The organism is Stenomitos frigidus ULC18, from assembly GCF_003003795.1.
Classification (GTDB): Bacteria; Cyanobacteriota; Cyanobacteriia; order Leptolyngbyales; family Leptolyngbyaceae; genus Stenomitos; species Stenomitos frigidus_A.
The window spans coordinates 1-18196 of the sequence record NZ_PVWK01000099.1 but is presented as its reverse complement, the minus strand read 5'-3'; the positions used below and the strand labels follow the sequence as shown (position 1 = coordinate 18196).

The following is an 18196-nucleotide window of genomic DNA, read 5'->3' as shown; positions in this document are numbered from 1 at the left end:
GATCACAATCACGTTAACGATCAGCAATAGTTATAGCTATAGCCATACTGGTTAGGACGGGGTGCAGGGGTGGAACCCCTGGCTGGGGGCACGCCCCCACTCCCCCTTTGATCCCAATGGCCTAAGCTTTGTGACAACAGCTATAACTCCGGCAAAATAAAACGCATTTGAACACTAAGAAGTGCCACTTTAATAAAGTCGATAATTTTTATTTTTGGTAGGGGTGTACCGCCGTGTGTCCCTAGTTGTATGGCTTATCCAAAGACTACATTCTTCTCTCTAGATAGATGAATCCCCTTGAATGTATGGTTTGAAGACGCTTATTCAATTGGTAAATAGAATCTTCAAGCTATGAGAAGATTGGGAGTCAGGCGGACTGCTGATCTTGCCCTCTGACTCCTACATGCAGTCCAAATTTTAGACAATTTGGCGTTTTCATCAACCGCTTAGGACGCCATCGATTGCATGATCCATTGTGACTTCGCTGCTGGTCGATGATGTAGATGCTCAGTAGCGTTGACAGTATAGGTTGACTGCTGAGGCTTGACGACAGGTTCAGCCTCTAGCGAATAACGGAGAGTCTCCACTTGAGACATGATTTGCTTAAGCTGATCTTGCAGTTCTTGCAAACTAGTATTGGCAGCGGGCAATTTCTTCGCCATCAACTGGCCGTCATCGCTGGGCAACATTGAGCCGTTAGAGCGGGTAAAGCTTAAGAAGGCTTGGGCAGCAGCCAGAGTAGAAACCACTGATTGTGCTGTTGCTTGAGTTTGCTCTGGATCGATCGCAGGCTGAAGGGACTGAGCCTGACTGATGCGAGTCTGATTAACTGGTGCTTTTGCTTGAGTGACACTTACTCTGGGTGGGGTCGCTGTCGCTAGTAGTGCTGCTTCGGGTCGCGTTTCATCTTCAAGAAAAAAGTCTAGCCCAGATGCTTCTAGTCGTTGCTCTGATAGCATTGCAGCCTGGAGTTGCAATTCCTTTGCTTCTAGTTTTCGTTGCAAGCTGGAGAGTTTCGCTTCCACTTGCCCAGATTTGCGGGATGACTGCTGCCATCCAGCGATCGCAACCCCAGCGACGCCTGCTCCGATACTCAGGATGCCGACAACTCCTACGTAGGGTGCTGCAAAATCCTTGATGGTTCCGGAGAAAACAGGCTCCTGGTTCAATTGGATATCGACTGGCCCCGAACCTAAGACGGCTAGAGGCACTGTTAGTGAGGAGAACACTGCACTAGCAAGTACAGCAGCAGGTAATACTGGGTTTTTCAGTGGAGAGACTGACATTCTAGGTACCCTCTAGTAGTTGATGTGACAATAAGCTTTAGAGCTAAGGCGATGGGTAGATCTCTGCACTGCAAACCATTGCATGACCCTAAAGTAGCCTTCTAAAACCAGTAAGGCTACTGCTTGAGCGTGGGCTTCTTCATCACTTGAAGAAATTGATTCATGAATAAAGTTAATGTAAGTCCTCATACCTTTACGTAAGTGCAAATAGGCTTCAGTGTGTCATTCTAGCCAGTGTTTTAGAGAGGCTACGTAATGCAAAAGAAATCAGATATGGCCGTCCTATTTTTTGTGCACATAAACTAATTGTTCAACATTTAGCCTTTAGCTCGGTCTACAGACACACTGTAATCAACAATTCCAAATTCGGCTCTAAGAAGCCCTTTCAGCGACTTGCGCCAGCAGCTTATTGAGAATTGACGCAGTAAGCTCAACTAAAAATGTAGATTTCCGGCATTATTTTGAACAAGGGTACTATTTCAAAAGCAGAGGTGATTATTTTCTGGTCACGGATTTTTTGGATTTGGAATTGCTGCACTGTAATGGTTGGCTTGACATGCTTAAGAGATGAAGCAAAGTAGCAAATTAGACTTGCTAAAAACACAATCTATCCGTCGTGATTGCCAAATACTGATCCGTTAAGATACTAACCTTTAACGTTATTACGTAGCTGATTCCAACGGCGGGCTGAATCGCTTTTTCTAACAACTGGTTACTAATCACCGACTAGGATGTCGCTTGCGCGTCCAAGTGGTTTGCTAGGAGGACAACATTAGTGTTTAACGCTCTGAATTTGACGCTCTGACTCTTGCGAACTTACTTTTTGGAGCACTGAGCCACTCTTCAAGATGGTCACGCAACAATGCTTCTGGAGATAGACCTTGTTCATGCGCCAGCGCTCGTAGCTTTTGCAATTGGTCTTCTGAAATCTCGATCGTGATCGAAGGCATAGTGATTCACTCCTGAAGATTGTCAAGACGACGCCTTGATCATAACGAGCGATCGCAGAGCGAGGTGAGGGGTGATCGCTCTACCGGCTGAGCAGGAGCTCTACCGGCTGCGCAGAAACCGGGATTCTGATGACTTAGAGACATTTAGATAACCGTATTGATTGAGAAACCCGGTTTCTTGCGGTTGGGCGATCGCGCTTCTCAAAACTTCTGATACGCTGAAAAGCAAACGTAACCGTGTCAGTGAGTTCTGGCCATGCAAATTCTTCACGGCACCTGGATTCCTCAAACGGAAGAGGCTTTTATCCAGAATGGAGCCTTCTACCTGTGGGTTGAAACGACAGAACGAAAGCAATCTCGGAAGCCCACTCAGCGACATCCGCGACACATTGCTGCGGCTGATTTAGCTGAGTGGCTCACTAAAGAATTAGGCATTCAACCACCGACTTACCGCAAACTTCAGGACTTGATTTCGCCACAATTTTTCTTGTTGCCTACCGTTGATAATCAACCGTTGCCCTCGTTGGAGCTCTCTCGCTATTTAGAAGCAGAATTACCAGAAACCTTTGAGTTGCAGTACTGGCAGATCGATTGCTATCAAACGGTGGCATCAGCCAAAACGGGCGGCTTTGTTAATAACGTTGTTACTCTGATCAACGAGTTACACTTTCTGGCGCTGCATAACCTGGCAGACATTCAACTGGGGTCTGATCTGCTGTTCTGGTTTCACTACACGCAGGCGCTTAAACGCATCATCTTCAAAGATCAGTACATTCCCGCGCTGATCTACCGGGAGTTAGAGGCTCCGAAAGCATCCAGGACTAAGCGCACGACGAAAGCAGTTGATGAGGCGATCGCTTCCCCATCGGCAACTGCTGGCAAACGAACTAAAGCCACTACCACCACCACTACTCGACGGACAGCGAGATCGGCGGCAAAGTCAAAAACACAAACGGCTGCGACTCAAACCATTGATGTCTCGGTGGCAACACCCACAGGCAACTTTGAAATCTATCCTGGCTGGGAGTTCATTGGTGAAGAGTACGACGCCACCATTCAGCAGTATGTGGACTACATGCCGTTGGTCTGTGTGGCTGGTGTGGCAGAACCGCGTGAGACGCCAGAGTTCTACGATCGCGCGACTCTTCTGCGTCACTTTTCTGAATGTTTGTTGACCGATCTGCTGACTCATACGCCCACCACGCAAGCGTTCGAAAAGACCATTTTTGATTCCCTTCTCTATAGTTGTTTGCATCCTGGCAAGCCCTGGACGACAGCAACGAGCCTGGAAGAGTACAAGCAATGGCAGGCGTGGCGCGATCGCATTGTGCGAACCCAGTCCGATCAACCGTTCTACCTGTGCTTCAAGCTGCAAGATCCAGCGAACCCAGACGACCCCTGGGAACTTCAGTTTCAAGTTGCGCCCAAGAGCGATCCATCCCTGCGCGTGTCGCTGCAAGACTACTGGCGGATGCGATCGCCACAGCAAAAGCAAGTCCAGAAGCAAATGGGGCAGGAGTTTGAACAACATTTGCTGATGAATTTGGGCTATGCGGCTCGCATCTATCCGGCGCTGTGGCAAGGCTTGGAAACCGATCAACCCGTTGGCATCACGCTGGATCTGGAATCGGCCTTTACGTTTCTGAAAGAGTCTGCCTGGGTGCTGGAGAATGCTGGCTACAAGGTGATCGTGCCTGCCTGGTGGACACCGCAGGGACGGCAACGGGCCAAAGTCCGGCTCAAAGCCAAAGGTAAATCGCTGACAGGTGGCGAAGACAAGGCGAAGCAATACTTCTCGTTTGAGAGTTTGGTGGAGTACCAGTACGAACTGGCGATTGGCGGCGAGCCTGTCAACGAGCAGGAATGGAACCAACTGGTCAGCGCCAAAACGCCTCTCGTCCAGTTCCGGGGACAGTGGTTGGAACTGGATCAGGCCAAAATGCGACAAATGCTGGAGTTCTGGAAAACACAGCAGCAAGAGAACCCAGAACTGAGCCTGCTGGACTTCCTCAAGCTCACTGCCAGCGACGATGAGAACCTGGAGTTGCAGGTCGATCGCTCTAGCAATCTAGCCGAGATGCTGGAGAAGCTGGGTGACAAGAGCCAACTGCAACCTGTCGATAATCCCCAGCACCTGCAGGGCAATCTGCGAGACTATCAAAAACGCGGTGTGTCCTGGTTGCACTATCTGGAACAGCTGGGTTTAAACGGCTGCCTTGCTGATGATATGGGCTTGGGTAAAACGATTCAGGTCATCGCTCGACTGCTTCAGGAGCGGGAGTTGATGCAACAAGCTGGACAGACTCATCTGCCACCGACCTTACTGATCGCGCCAACTTCAGTGGTCGGCAACTGGCATCACGAAATCCAAAAATTCGCACCACAGCTAAAGGCGATCGTCCATCACGGTACGGAACGGGCCAAAGAGAGCAAAGCCTTCAAGCAAGCCTGCCGCGAAAATGATTTGTTGATCACATCCTTCGCCTTAGCAAGACTGGATGCCAAGCTGTTGGATGAAATCAAATGGCATCGCATTGTGCTGGATGAAGCGCAAAACATCAAAAATCCCAAAGCTGCCCTAACGAAAGCCATTCTGAAATTGAATGCGCCGCATCGGTTAGCGTTGACAGGAACACCGATCGAAAACCGTTTATTGGATCTCTGGTCGATCTTTAATTTTCTCAATCCGGGTTATCTGGGCAATCAAACTCAATTTCGCCGTAACTTTGAATTGCCGATTCAAAAAAACAATGATCCACGCCAATCCGCTACACTGAAAAAACTGGTGGAACCATTTATTTTGCGGCGCGTTAAAACCGATCAATCCATCATCAAAGACTTACCAGATAAAGTAGAGCAAAAGCTCTTTTGCAATCTCACCAAAGAACAGGCTTCTCTCTACGAAGCGGTGGTCAAAGATGTCGAAGCAAAGATTAACGAATTAGAAGGCATTCAACGCAAAGGTCTGATCCTGGCAACGCTGACCAAACTCAAACAGGTTTGTAACCATCCCATGCAGTTTCTTCAGGATGGCAGCAACTTTACACCAGAGCGATCGCACAAGCTCACCCGCCTCAGTGAAATGGTCGAAGAAGCGATGGAAGAAGGTGAAAGTATGCTGATCTTCACTCAATTTAATGAACTGGGTCAGGCTCTAGAAAAATATCTGCGGCAAGCCTGTCACTACAACACCTACTATCTGTCTGGCAGCACATCTCGTAAGAAACGAGAGCAGATGATCACCGAGTTTCAAGACCCCGAAACAGAACCGTCGATTTTTGTGTTGTCACTGAAGGCGGGTGGTGTGGGCATTACGCTCACTAAAGCGAATCATGTGTTTCATTTCGATCGCTGGTGGAATCCAGCAGTCGAAGATCAAGCTACCGATCGCGCGTTTCGGATTGGTCAAAAGCGGAATGTGTTCGTCCACAAATTTGTGGCAATGGGGACACTAGAAGAACGCATCGACGCAATGATTGAAGATAAGAAAAAGCTGGCAGGCTCGATCGTGGGTGCCGATGAATCCTGGTTAACAGAGCTAGATAGCAACGCGTTTAAGAAGCTGATTGCCCTAAATAAAAGTGCGATTCTGGAATGAAATGGAAGCCCTGTTTAGTTTCCACTCTAGTCAATTGTTTGGTAAGTCCTCAGTAATTCGCTACAGTAAAAAGACGACGCGGCAGAAGCAATGAATCTTAATTTGATTGACAAACTTAAAGAACATCCCGACTTAATTTCGGATGCAACTGATCAGCAGTACACCATTGCCGATGTGAGCTGGCAGGCATACGAAGCGTTCTTGGCTGATCTCGGCGATGACTTTCCCGGTTTTCGGGTTCACTACCTTGAGGGTACACTTGAAATCACTATGCCGGGACGCAAACACGAAGTTAGCAAGGACAATATTTCGGGATTACTAAGAATTTATTTTGAAGAAACCCGAACGCGTTTTTATGGCTTGGGATCAACCACGTTTAGACGAGAGGCGAAGCGTCGAGGAGCCGAGCCAGATGTTTCCTTTTGTGTGGAGACCGATAAAGAGTTTCCTGATATCGCCGTTGAGGTCGTGCAGACTGACGGCGGTATTAATAAACTGGACATTTATCAGGGTCTAGATGTCCCCGAAGTTTGGTTTTGGCAAAGAGGTGGTTTTGTAATTTATCACCTGCGATCAAACGGGTATGAACAGAGCGATCACAGCGAGTTTCTACCCAATTTAGACTTAGCATTGCTGGCAACTCATGTGCAATCCCCTGAACCGTTAGATGCCATCATTGCCTTCCGATCTGCAATTAGAGAAGCATTGCAATAATGTCATCTAGGCTCTATTGAAAAATTCTTTGATGAGTAACTTTATGAGTAAGTTCAGTCGTACCTGGTGGGGCAAAAAGTTCATTGAAGCGTTGGAACAATTTTCCGATGAGGGTCGGTTAAGTCGCGGGCGTTCTTATGCGAACAACGGCAAAGTCACTAGCTTTAAGATTAAGGACGGTGTTGTTTCTGCGACCGTGCGAGGTTCCGTGAATCCTTATTTTGGCGTTTATAAAGAGCCGCTTTATATCACCACGATCGAGTTTCATCCCATTAGTGCCGCAAAATGGGCAGCCGCGATCGCCTTGATCGCCTCCAGAGCCAGTCTCATCTCTCGCTTACTGCTCAACGAAATTCCCGACAACATCGAAGACTCCTTCAAAACGCTGGGGTTGAACTTTCTTCCGGGTGGGAAAAAAGACTTTTCTACTACATGCTCCTGCCCGGATTGGGGCAATCCCTGTAAACACGTTGCAGGTGTTTATTACCTGGTGGCGGCGGCACTCGATCGCGATCCGTTTTTGCTGTTTGAGTTGCGGGGTTTGTCGCGAGAGGACTTACACAAAGAACTCGCTAAATCGCCGTTAGGGCAGGCACTTGCCGCTGAGCTGCAACTGGCGCAACGTCCCCCTCACGTCACAGCGTCTTATCACACGCGACCTGTCACTTTGCCGCCTGAAGCGATCGACCATTTGCGCGACTTCTGGCATGGTGCCAAACGCCTCCCGCAGACGATCGATCCGCTGCCTCAAACCCTGGTAGCTGGCATTCCCATCAAGAAGCAAGGTGATTTCCCTGCCTTTTGGAGGCGCGAAAACTCGTTCTTTGAAGCAATGGAGACTCTCTATGACCAGGTTAGAACCAAAAGCCCGCTTTAATTCTTTCTACAAAAATACTCTGCTGAATCCGTGTTCACGCGCTTACTTAGATTTAATGTTGTTCTGGTAGTCTGAAAAGTCAGATCCCTTAGTTGCTCAATGTCAAGCAACCGGATTTTGGACTTGTCAGAATGAGTGAGTCGATCGTTTCATCAAGTAACCTGGTTCTGACCTCGATTGAGAAATCCGGTTTCTGTGTCAGTTTTCATTGAGCCTTTTCATGGTCTAATGCTGAGATTCCTTCGCTTCATGATTGTCACGGGCACGGTTATACAGACGGTGCTGCTTGCGATCGCGCTTCAAATCTCAGCGCAAGAAACGGGTGACTACAATGCCACCTGCTATCTCCGCATTGAAGGGCGCAGTACTCAAGATCTGTCTCGTCTGTGCGGCAAAAAAACAACCCAGTCGGATCGGCAACCCACTCGAAACAATCCAACAGCACCTTCAGCTCAGCCATTGTCGGCAGTCGATCCGGATTCATCTCCTGATGACGACGATGAAGCAGCGACGACTCCCACGCCGCGATCGTCGATTCCGTCAACGCGATTCCCATCCGCTGCAGCGCCAGCGCGACCGCCTGTAACAGAAACACCCAAGAGCCCTTTGCCAGGTAAGGTTGCTCCCAACCAAACTCCGGATAGCGAGCCTGACCTCCTGCCTGTTCCAACGCTGCCTGCAAACCGACCGCTGCAGCCAACCCAGAAAAGCAAAGTTGCAGCCAAACCCAATCCCCGATCGCGCCCCCAGAAGCAAACCGTTGCTGCACTTAAACCACCGCAGAGAAACCAACCGCAAGCAACCCAACCGCAAGCAACTCTCAAACTGCGACCGCGCGTTCCAGTCACCCAAGCATCACCGCTTCCTCCAGTTACAGACTTCAGTCTTAAAACACCAACAGCGAAGACACCAACAGCGCAGCCGCAGCCTTCCCCAGTCGAAACGCTGTTTCAGCACTTATTGGCACAAAAGTACCTGTACCTTTTTTGGGTGCTTTTTCTTCAGGTACCGCTGCTGAAGGTCGCGATCGACCAGCGATCGCGACCCAAGACCCAAAAACGCAAGTCTCAAACCAAACCTTTGCAGCCAGCAGCCAGCAAGACTCAGTTGCAACCTTCTGGCGGACGGTTGCTTGGCGAATGGGATGCGGCTCACGTTGATGAGAGCGTAGAGGTGCAAACAACTGTGGCGACCGTCCCGCTGACCGGATCAGAGCCCGAAAACATTACCGAAGCGGCAGAATACCATCTGTCGCAAGCTGACAACCAAATTGCTCAAATCAAAGTACTGCTTGCCAGTGCAGTTCGCAATCGTGTCAGCGATATCCACCTCGAACCAACCACAGAAGGCTTACGGGTACGCTACCGCATTGATGGTATTTTGCGCGATGTCACCATGCTGCCACTGGACGTTAGTCGGCGCACGATCGTGGCGCTCAAAGTCATGGCCGATATGGACATTTCCGAGAGCCGTCGCCCTCAAGATGCCCGCATTAGTGAACAGTACACCTCAGCAACAGCAGCCAACCTGGATCTAGATTTACGGGTGAGTACGTTGCCATGTGTCGGGGGTGAAAAAGCCGTGATTCGCCTGCTGCCCCGACAAAATCCATTCTCTCAAATGGATGAATTGGGCTTTACCGAACGGGCACTGGCACTCTACAAAAGTTGGTTACAGCAGCCTCAAGGCATGATTATCTTCACAGGTCCGACGGGCTCTGGGAAGACTAGCACGTTGTATACCAGCTTGCAGACGATCGCCACAGAGCATGTCAATGTTGTCACCGTTGAAGATCCGGTGGAATATATCCTCCCCTGCATCACGCAAACGCAGGTGAATGAGACCGCTGGTATGACCTTTCCAGCAGGGCTACGAGCCATTCTGCGGCAAGATCCAGACATTATCATGGTGGGTGAAATTCGGGATGGTGAAACGGCGGAAACGGCTGTGAGAGCGGCTCTAACAGGACATTTGGTACTCACAACACTGCACACGAATGATGCGATCGGTGCCATTCCACGGCTGAAGGATGTGGGGCCTGATCCCGGTTTGATTAGTGATGCGCTGCTGGGTGTGGTCGCGCAACGCCTGGTACGTCGTGTTTGCCCACATTGCGCGGAACCCTACACCCCAACAGAAACCGACTTACGTACGCTGGGTCTGGATCTGGTAGACGCCAATCCGCAGGCGTGGCGACAGGGAAAAGGCTGCTCCCATTGTTTCCAGTCCGGTTATTTAGGGCGGGAAGCCATTATTGAACTTTTGCATGTGGACGCCACGATCCGTCAGTTGATTTATGAAGGGTCGCTGACTGAGCTAACAAACTATTTAAACGAGAGCGAGTTTGATTCGTTCCGCAAAGCCGCGATCGCCAAAGTTACGACAGGTGTAACCACGATCGCCGAAATTCGCCGTGTTTTACCTGCGAGCAAACTTGCAGTCAGCGTCTAAATTCTTGATTAAGGAATGATTAAGAGCACGCAAAGCGAGGCTTTTCGCTAAACGTCAAACTTGATGCTTCAGCCAGCTTTGAAACGGATTCAATGCTCTAAAATCAAAGGATTTGTTATCACCTGAACTTTATTTTGCGGCTTTTAAGTCTATGATTCTGCTCATACTCGCCTGCTGGTGCATTTCCCTTTCGATTACTACTTAGAAGAAGCGTTGACTTGATTAGGCAAATAGTCGTCTTTTCTAATTGAGTTAGTTGCGAACAGGGCGATCGTGCTGAACAGACGAGCATCATTTAGTGCTCAATCAATCGAGCGCGATCGCAATCCGTGAGGCTTTAAAATGGTTCGTTTCACACTCAAGCATCTTTTTTCGAGTTTACTGCTAACAGGACTTTCAGGGATCGTCTGCTTGCCGCCAGCAGCCCTTGCTAGCGAGCCGATTCGCGTCATTCTTGATCATGACGGCGGCTTTGAGGATTACTATGCCGTGTTAGTGGTAGCGCTTGCATCACAGGGAAAAACGCCTCCAGTGAAGCTGATTGGTGTGACGACAGCACCCAATGGTGAATCCTACTGCAACAATTCCCATGGCTATCCAGAGTTAAAGCAAACGGTTTTAGGAACGTTCAGCGCGGCTGAAGGAACAATTGATGGTATTACGCAGAAAATTCTATCGGTTGCTCAATATAGCAAAGCGAAGATTTATTCTGGATGTGATGTGAGAACAACCACACTTTCAGTGCCAAATGAAACTGACGAGTTTGGAAAACCGCTTGCTGGAACCGGGTATACACCAATTCGAGTTCAGCTTCCGATCGCAGGTAAACCCGCTTTAGAACCTTGTCTCTTTCATAAAGAGTTCGTTTTCTCTGAACGCGATATTGTTTGCTGGAATGAGTTTAACCGACCATTCCGTGATGAAACATTGAAGTATGTGTTGCCCAAAGCTCAAGATGCTCTTAACCAATTTAGTTTGCCAGAGCTAGATCTTATTCGTCCTAAAAAGAAGGCTCCCGACTTTATTGCAGAGTCCATTTGTGACGCCTACCGCAGCAAGAAACCGCTGACAATTCTTTCTGTTGGTCCTGTAACAAATCTGGCAAGAGCTTATATAAAAATTGAGCGCAGCCCTAAAGAGTATGGCTGTCCTCGTAAAATTAAGCTCTCTGACTTAAAGTCGGTCCTTTCAACGCGCTTTATGGGTGGAGCCTGGGACACCAACAAGGCAGATAACTTTGATGCAAACGGCAATTATCGTTTGAATGAACCATTCCCAACCTGGACTGCCGGCAACATCTATTTCCAGGCAGGCGAACACATTTTTGGGATGCACCACCTACCGTTCCCTGGTACAAATTTCCAAGCTATTCAGACTGGCGAACAAAAAAAAGCCTTTAACTCGCTGAACAACGCCGAGTTCAATTTCTGGATTGATGCGCTAGCAATGGCTAAAGCCTTAAATTCAGGCATTCCTGTGTCGATCGTGCCCTTAAACGCAACCGACTCTGCCAGACTACAAGGGTTTGCCGATCGCCTCAAAAACAATCCATCTAAGTGCGCGACAGCACCCGCCCAATTTATCCAAACGCTACAATTTGCTAACAGTCCCGCTCCAGGGGTTTTTGTCTTTGATACCCTGTTCCTTTGGGACACGCTGACTGCAACCAGCCTTTGGAACGATTTCGTCAATTTCGAGAACTTTCATGATCTCGAAATTACAACCCTAACCAACGGTGATCCAACGACTGTGACGGGTCAACTAACGGCTGCAGAACTCTTTCGGCGAGACATTGGCAGCCTCTTTAGACGTGGGCAAGTAAATAATCCAGTTAAGCTAGCGCTGACGACCAAACCAGCCAGTGGCGACCCCGACTTTAAAACTACGATTCAAAACTATGTGTTTGGCTTAGTTTGTACCGCTCAGTAAAAATGATCGGCACTGCTGAATTGGGGGATTCCTTGTGCCTTCTTGTCTCTGCTGTAGGGGCGGTTCGAGAACCGCCCCTACGCTGTTTTCGATGCCGTTGTGCTTTATTTCTTAGCTGCTGGAGCCGTGTCTGATGCTGGCTGCTGTTTTGGAGGCAGCAGATAAATGGCTCCTGAAATCCAGGTCAGTGCTACAGAGACCCAGAAGGCAGCGATCGCAGGCAACTGCCAAGGTTCAGCAAGGGGTGCGACCAAAAGGGCGATCGCCACAATTTGGCTCACCGTTTTTAGCTTGCCCCACAGGTTCGCGCCCTGGATTTCCGTACTGCCCTGAAGGTTTGGGTTGACTCGCCAGCCAGCGATCGTCAGCTCCCGCGCCAAAATCAAAAACACGCCCCAGGCAGGCACCTGACCCAATTCTACCAGCGCTACCAGCGGCGCTAGCACCAGGAGTTTGTCAACCAATGGATCGAGAAATTTGCCCAACTCCGTTACCTGGTTGAGCTTGCGAGCAAGATAGCCGTCTAACCAATCGGTGCCTGCAGCGACTAAAAACACTACTAGCACGACCCAACGCTGGGCTGTCGTTGGGTTGTGTAAACCATAGAGCAGCAGGGGGACTGCTAGCAGGCGAGAGGCCGTAATCCAGGTTGGCAAATTCATTCAAGGCCAAAGTCTAAACTTCCAGTCCACAGTCTAAACCCCAGCGCCCAAAAAAAAGACAGCCTGTTAAAGACTGTCTTATCGTTTTATGTTCTCAGGAGAAATTACTTTTCAGGAGAAACGGCAGTTGAATAACCTAATAGATACCCCAAACGAATATAGATACCCCAAACGAATAACTGTGTTATGAAGGCAGGACATTTGCACAGCGCGGCTATTGCCTGGTTAGTAGCAGAGCCTATCGATCGCTGTCGGCAGTCTTTCGCTTCTTAGCACGCACCCTTCTTATCTAATACGACGAGAATCGTTTTTACAATCAGATACAAATCATAGGTAATCGACCACTTGTGCTGATACTCGACATCCATTTTCACGATGTCCTCAAAGTCGATGACAGTGGAGCGTCCGTTTGCCTGCCACTCGCCTGTAATACCAGGTTTGACGTTGAGGCGTTCCCAGTGGTGCTTTTTGTAACGGATGACTTCATCCACGGTGGGTGGACGCGTTCCAACCAGGCTCATATCACCCTTCAGCACGTTCCAGAATTGAGGTAGCTCATCAAGGCTGGTACGGCGCAGGAAGCGGCCGACGCGCGTAATACGAGGATCATTCTTATTCTTGAAGATGCCGCCTTTCGCTTCGTTGTTAACGAGATGCTTCAGTTTGTCAGCATTCGTCACCATTGACCGAAACTTCCAGATGCGGAAGGTTTTACCTTTCAGCCCGCACCGAAGTTGGCTGTAAAAGATGGGACCGGGGTTGTCGAATCGAACGGCGATCGCAACTGGAATGGCTACCATGCCTGTAATGGAAAGCCCAACCAAGGCACCAACGATGTCGATGAGTCGCTTGACTTTACTGGTAACGGATGGGTGGACAGTACGAACAAGTTCCTGAGGAGGATCGTTGTTAGCCTGACTTGCTTCTTTGGCGCGCTCAGCCAAAGCGAGATAAAGAGCGGTGGGTGTATCAGATGTAGTAGTCACGTTCGTAGTTGGCTTTACTAGGGTTCACTTTGCCTTCCACAAACATACGTAACTCCCTTGGCATTGCACAGCCTATCCCACCACGTTTGCTCAATCTTTATAACTACTGCTAGATACGATAAAGTTACGACTTTTTTCTTTTTGCGATTTGAACACAATTGATACCTGTGCTCAGGATTTTTACGTAGAGGCAACGTCCTTCGAAGCACTAAGGGCGTACTTTGGGGACAAGCAGTGACTTGCCCAGCTCCGTAGCAACTGCTGCTGCTCCATAGCGGTTTAAGTGGCTAGGGTCGGTGAAGTAATCGTTTTGGTGAGGCCAGCGTTGGCTGAAATCATACACACTAAGCGCCTGCGATCGCGCAAAACGCTGTAGATAGGCACGAAATTGCTGTTCATTCACTGTGCGCATTTCGTCTAAATAAGTTTGCGTGAGAGGCAGATTCACAAAGACCAGTGGAATCTGGTGTGTCTTCGCAAACTTCACAACGTTAGCGAACGCCTCGGTTTGCTTCCCATCCAGAGTGAAGTTGCGGTAATCGGCATCATACTGACCCTGGACTTGAGGATACCGTTGAAAATACTGCTTCGGGTTGAATTGTTCTGATGCCGCTTGAAAGCCGACTGCTTCCTGACGTTTAGCCAGCGTTAGAGCCTCTAACCTGGCACCTGACTCAGGTGCAAGCAGCAACTTGAGCGCTTCCCAACACAGGTGTGGCCGTTTCGACGGTGGTTCGAGCGATGGCGCAATGGTGAAAGATTTCGGTTGGTGGATGGATTTATCGGCAACGAGGTTCAGTGAGAAGGCCGCGCAGGATTGTACGATCGGTAAGGACTCTGTAAGCAGCGTCGGACGAATGCCAAACTCCAGCAGTTGGTATCCCTGGGACGCGATCGCGCGGTTATAGGTAATATCGATCCGGCCGCTGTTGAACGCCCTCACACCATCGCCCCACACAATTAAGCGTGGTAGCTGGTCAGGAGTGAGAATCTGGCGCAACAGCAAGTCAACTAATTGCGCGGTGGCTCCATTAATCCCAAAGTTGAAAATCTTTAACTTGGGATGGCCTCGACCGCTGAGGGTTTGCTGGAGGACGATCGGATCAATGCCTTGTAACGCTCGCGAACTACCAACAATGAGGATATCTGGCTGCCCTGCTTGGGCAAGGAAACGGAGGTAACGCTGTAGTTGCTGATCAAATTGCTGGCTGTTAAAGCTAAGAGCGGCAGTAGTCAGCGGACGTGGTGATACTGAGGCCTTGATATGAGGTCGTCTGCCGCTAGGTATGGGTTGGACAGAAGTCATGCTGGCTAAAGACGCTGCTTGAAATAGGCGTTGATTCTCTTTGTTAGACGCAGGGGCGATCGGGGTCTCGGTTGTGCTGGCAGAACAGAGACTGCTTGAAAGCGGCAGGCATAGAAAGAAGAGCAGCAGTTTCTCTAGCCATCCCATACACAATCAATCAGAAAAAGCATCAATAAGGCAAGGTTATCACAGCCAATCGCACTGTCTTCCAACCTCGCGTCCGCTAAAAAATGACCACCCCGTTAAACGAGATGGTCGATCGCTGAACTAAATTTAGCGGCAGCGTCAAGTCATACAACAAGGCTGCTTTCGAGCCCCCACGACAACCTATGGATTAGTGGGCGCTGTTTGTGGGTCAGCATTAGAAGGAGCAGTCGATGGAACGGGGGATGGTGCAGCCGATGGCGCTACCCTAGGAGCAGACTCAGGAATTGTGACATTCACGTTGGGCGGCGCAGGATTAGGCACTGTAACATTCACGTTGGGCGGCGCTGACGGTTGAGCAGGAACCGTTGTTGTTCGATCTCTCTCAATAATCGTCCGCGTTGGAGCAGGCGCTGGACGCTGAGTCATGAAATAAACACCGAAACCTAACGCAGCGAGACCCAGTAGTAAGACACCGAGCATCAAGCCTGTAGCAGCACTATCGTTTTCACGGATGTCGCGGTTTTGCTCACGCATAGCAATATTTTGCTCGCGGATTGCCTGGTTGTCCCGGACAACATCACGACTTGCTCTAACGCGGTTGGGATCAGTAGGATCAGTAGGATTAGGATTAAAGTTTGACATTTTTTGCGGTTGAACTCATTTTGAAAGAGCACTTCTAACGTGAACAAAGGTCATTGAAGGCTTACAGAAAGGAAGTCTCCAGGTTATTCAGCACCCGCTTTTAATTTGCTTTTTTGTTCACTGTTTTTTAGCTATCACAAACTTAGTCTTTACTAAAACAAAGCCACTCTGTCTGTAGAAGTGAGCTTTACGAATCAAAAGAATGATTTTGACTTTAAGCCTTTGCTGAAATGTAGGCAAGGCAAAGATCGCCTCTATACCGTGTTGAGAGCTACAGCGATCGCCATGCGGCTAAGCAAAAATTCTTGAAGCTTCTCCACCAAGGCTCTAAAGAGTACTTTTTAAAAGTGCTGTTTAGTGAGTACTGGCTTCTTAGTCTTTCAATCTGCATCCAATTCGCCATCGCAACATTCATGCTTGTCACACAACAGCCCATCCTGAAGCGCTTTTGGTATCCCGTCATGCCCATATCAGCTTTGGCAGCGGGGCCACAGCCGTTTCAACTCTTAGGTGAAAACCTGGCTTTGTGGTTGGATCATGATGGACGCCCAGCGGCTGTGCGCGATCGCTGCTGTCACCGCTCTGCCAAACTATCGAAAGGCGAGGCGATCGATGGATCGCTTCGCTGCCCGTATCATGGCTGGTCGTTTAATGCCGAGGGCCTCTGTACCCATGTGCCACAACTAGCGAGTGGAAGCGTTTCCAAAACCTACCGTGTCAACGCTTACCGCTGCCAAGAACGCTATGGCTACGTATGGGTCTGTCTGGACGAACCGCTGCTGCCACTCCCAGAAATTCCCGAAGCGATCGATCCACAGTTCCGCCAGATCCCCGAATTCTATGAAGTGTGGCATTGCGCTGGCTTGCGACTGATGGAGAACTCGTTTGACAATGCTCATCCGCACTTCGTCCATGCCAAAACGTTTGGTGTCGAGCAGGAACCCGTACCACCTCAGCCTGACGACTTTGAAGAAACTGACTTCGGACTGCGCATGCGCTATGTGCTGCCAGTCTTTAACAGCGATATCCAGAAGCAAAATTTGCAGATGGAAGCAGTTCGGACTGTACGCATTAGCGAAGGCACCTGGTATATGCCGTTTATCCGTACGCTCAAGATTACCTACCCCAATGGTCTGGTGCATCTGATCTTTACAGCCGCAACGCCAATTGACGATCGCTCTTCACAGATCGTGCAATTTTGCTTGCGGAACGATACTGAAGAGGCAGTCACTGCTGAAAGCGTCGTTGCTTTCGATCGGGCCGTCACGCTTGAAGATCGCCTCATTCTAGAAGGCACAGACTACGATGTCCCGTTGAGCACCAGCGAAGAGCAACACATGATGACCGATAAACCCGGAATTGTGATGCGGCGTAAACTGGCGGCATTGATAAAAGGGGATGGGGGAGTTTTGAGTTGGTGCTGCCCGCTGACCGCTCACCCCTGACTACTAACCACCTTTGTCCATTTTGCGTTTAGATGCAGGTCATATTGAGATACGTTTTGGTGTGAAAAGATAGAAAGTGTTTGCTAGTTTTGGTAGATAAGACTATAATTGAGGGATTGAAATTGTACGCTCACTGGTTGCCACCGTGTTTACAAGTACTCTTCTCGCTCCCAAAACTGAGCTTCCTGGTGATCTATTTGGGGCGATCGCTGATCTAAAGCGAGAACTCAATGCTGTCATTCTGGCGCACTACTATCAAGACGCTGATATTCAAGACATTGCCGACTACTTGGGCGATTCGCTAGGCTTGTCGCAGGAGGCCGCTAAGACCAATGCCGATGTAATTGTCTTTGCTGGCGTTCATTTTATGGCGGAAACAGCCAAGATTCTCAACCCCAATAAGCTTGTGCTGCTGCCAGATTTAGAAGCTGGCTGCTCTCTGGCCGATAGTTGCCCTCCCGATGCTTTTGCCGCTTTCAAAGCAAAACATCCCGATCATTTGGTAATTTCTTACATAAACTGCACGGCTGACATTAAGGCGATGAGCGACATCATTTGCACCAGCGCAAATGCGGTTAAGCTTGTGAATCAGATTCCCGTCGATCGGCCCATCATCTTTGCGCCCGATCGCAACCTGGGTAAATATGTGATGGCACAGACGGGACGAGAAATGGTGCTGTGGCAGGGAAGCTGTATGGTGCACGAAACGTTTTCGGAAAAAAAGATGGTGCAGCTGCAGATCCAGCATCCCGATGCCGAGACGATCGCTCATCCCGAATGCGAACCAGCGGTCTTACGACATGCCCGCTATATCGGTTCTACAACGGCTCTACTCAACTACATCCAGCAGAGTTCGAGCCAGAGCTTCATTGTGGCAACTGAACCCGGCATCATTCACCAAATGGCGAAAGTGGCTCCTCACAAGCAGTTTATTCCTGCGCCGCCGCTGAACAACTGTGCTTGCAACGAGTGTCCTCACATGCGCCTGAACACGTTAGAAAAACTCTATCTGTGCATGAAGCACCAGATACCCGAAATTACGCTACCCGAAGCGACTCAACAGGCCGCACTCAAACCGATTCAACGGATGCTAGCAATGAGTGCTTAAGGTTACGACTGAGAGCTTAGGGACTAGCAAACAAATAAGGTACCGATTAGGTTGGGGCAATTGAAATATCCCATTTAGGTAAGCTTTCAGAACGC

The 18196-nt window shown here is 49.3% G+C and carries 13 protein-coding genes; 7 read left to right on the top strand and 6 right to left on the bottom strand.

The genetic code is table 11. The features are described from left to right. Positions 1-446: 446 nt before the first annotated feature. Both C7B82_RS18285 and C7B82_RS18280 read right to left on the bottom strand, forming a co-directional pair. Positions 447-1286, bottom strand: coding sequence for a hypothetical protein (locus tag C7B82_RS18285; protein WP_106257715.1), 840 nt, complete (start codon positions 1284-1286; stop codon positions 447-449). A gap of 779 nt (positions 1287-2065) precedes the next feature. Next, positions 2066-2236 (bottom strand): DNA-binding protein, encoded by a 171-nt coding sequence (locus C7B82_RS18280; RefSeq protein ID WP_106257714.1) that lies wholly within the window; start codon positions 2234-2236, stop codon positions 2066-2068. Between the two features lie 256 nt (positions 2237-2492). Between C7B82_RS18280 and C7B82_RS18275 the strand changes: the two genes are divergently transcribed. From C7B82_RS18275 to C7B82_RS18255, 5 genes are all read left to right on the top strand, one after another. Next, on the top strand, positions 2493-5834 hold the full coding sequence (locus C7B82_RS18275) for a DEAD/DEAH box helicase (RefSeq protein ID WP_106257713.1): 3342 nt from the start codon (positions 2493-2495) through the stop codon (positions 5832-5834). 90 nt (positions 5835-5924) lie between these two features. Then, entirely contained in the window at positions 5925-6548 is a 624-nt protein-coding gene (locus C7B82_RS18270; protein WP_106257712.1) for a Uma2 family endonuclease, read from the top strand. 43 nt (positions 6549-6591) lie between these two features. Continuing rightward, on the top strand, positions 6592-7425 hold the full coding sequence (locus tag C7B82_RS18265) for an SWIM zinc finger family protein (RefSeq protein ID WP_106257804.1): 834 nt from the start codon (positions 6592-6594) through the stop codon (positions 7423-7425). Between the two features lie 228 nt (positions 7426-7653). Beyond that, entirely contained in the window at positions 7654-9876 is a 2223-nt protein-coding gene (locus C7B82_RS35205; RefSeq protein WP_281259008.1) for a GspE/PulE family protein, read from the top strand. Positions 9877-10218: 342 nt separating this feature from the next. Continuing rightward, positions 10219-11805, top strand: a complete 1587-nt coding sequence (locus C7B82_RS18255) for a nucleoside hydrolase (RefSeq protein WP_106257711.1) — start codon at positions 10219-10221, stop codon at positions 11803-11805. A 104-nt stretch (positions 11806-11909) separates the two neighbouring features. Here the strand turns inward: C7B82_RS18255 and pgsA are convergent, their stop codons facing one another. The 4 genes from pgsA to C7B82_RS18235 form a co-directional block, all read right to left on the bottom strand. Next, complete coding sequence (gene pgsA, locus C7B82_RS18250) at positions 11910-12467, bottom strand: CDP-diacylglycerol--glycerol-3-phosphate 3-phosphatidyltransferase (RefSeq protein ID WP_106257710.1); 558 nt, start codon at positions 12465-12467, stop codon at positions 11910-11912. A 269-nt stretch (positions 12468-12736) separates the two neighbouring features. Further along, positions 12737-13453 carry a sugar transferase gene (locus C7B82_RS18245; RefSeq protein WP_245939979.1) on the bottom strand — a complete coding sequence of 239 codons (717 nt, stop codon included), beginning with the start codon at positions 13451-13453 and terminating at the stop codon, positions 12737-12739. A 208-nt stretch (positions 13454-13661) separates the two neighbouring features. Further along, complete coding sequence (locus tag C7B82_RS18240; protein WP_106257709.1) at positions 13662-14906, bottom strand: hypothetical protein; 1245 nt, start codon at positions 14904-14906, stop codon at positions 13662-13664. Between the two features lie 180 nt (positions 14907-15086). Beyond that, positions 15087-15548, bottom strand: a complete 462-nt coding sequence (locus tag C7B82_RS18235; RefSeq protein WP_106257708.1) for a hypothetical protein — start codon at positions 15546-15548, stop codon at positions 15087-15089. Between the two features lie 413 nt (positions 15549-15961). On the opposite strand from C7B82_RS18235, the gene C7B82_RS18230 reads away from it, so the two are divergent. Further along, positions 15962-16993, top strand: a complete 1032-nt coding sequence (locus tag C7B82_RS18230) for an aromatic ring-hydroxylating dioxygenase subunit alpha (protein WP_106257707.1) — start codon at positions 15962-15964, stop codon at positions 16991-16993. A gap of 145 nt (positions 16994-17138) precedes the next feature. Beyond that, positions 17139-18101, top strand: coding sequence for a quinolinate synthase NadA (nadA, locus tag C7B82_RS18225; RefSeq protein WP_106257706.1), 963 nt, complete (start codon positions 17139-17141; stop codon positions 18099-18101). Positions 18102-18196 lie beyond the last annotated feature (95 nt).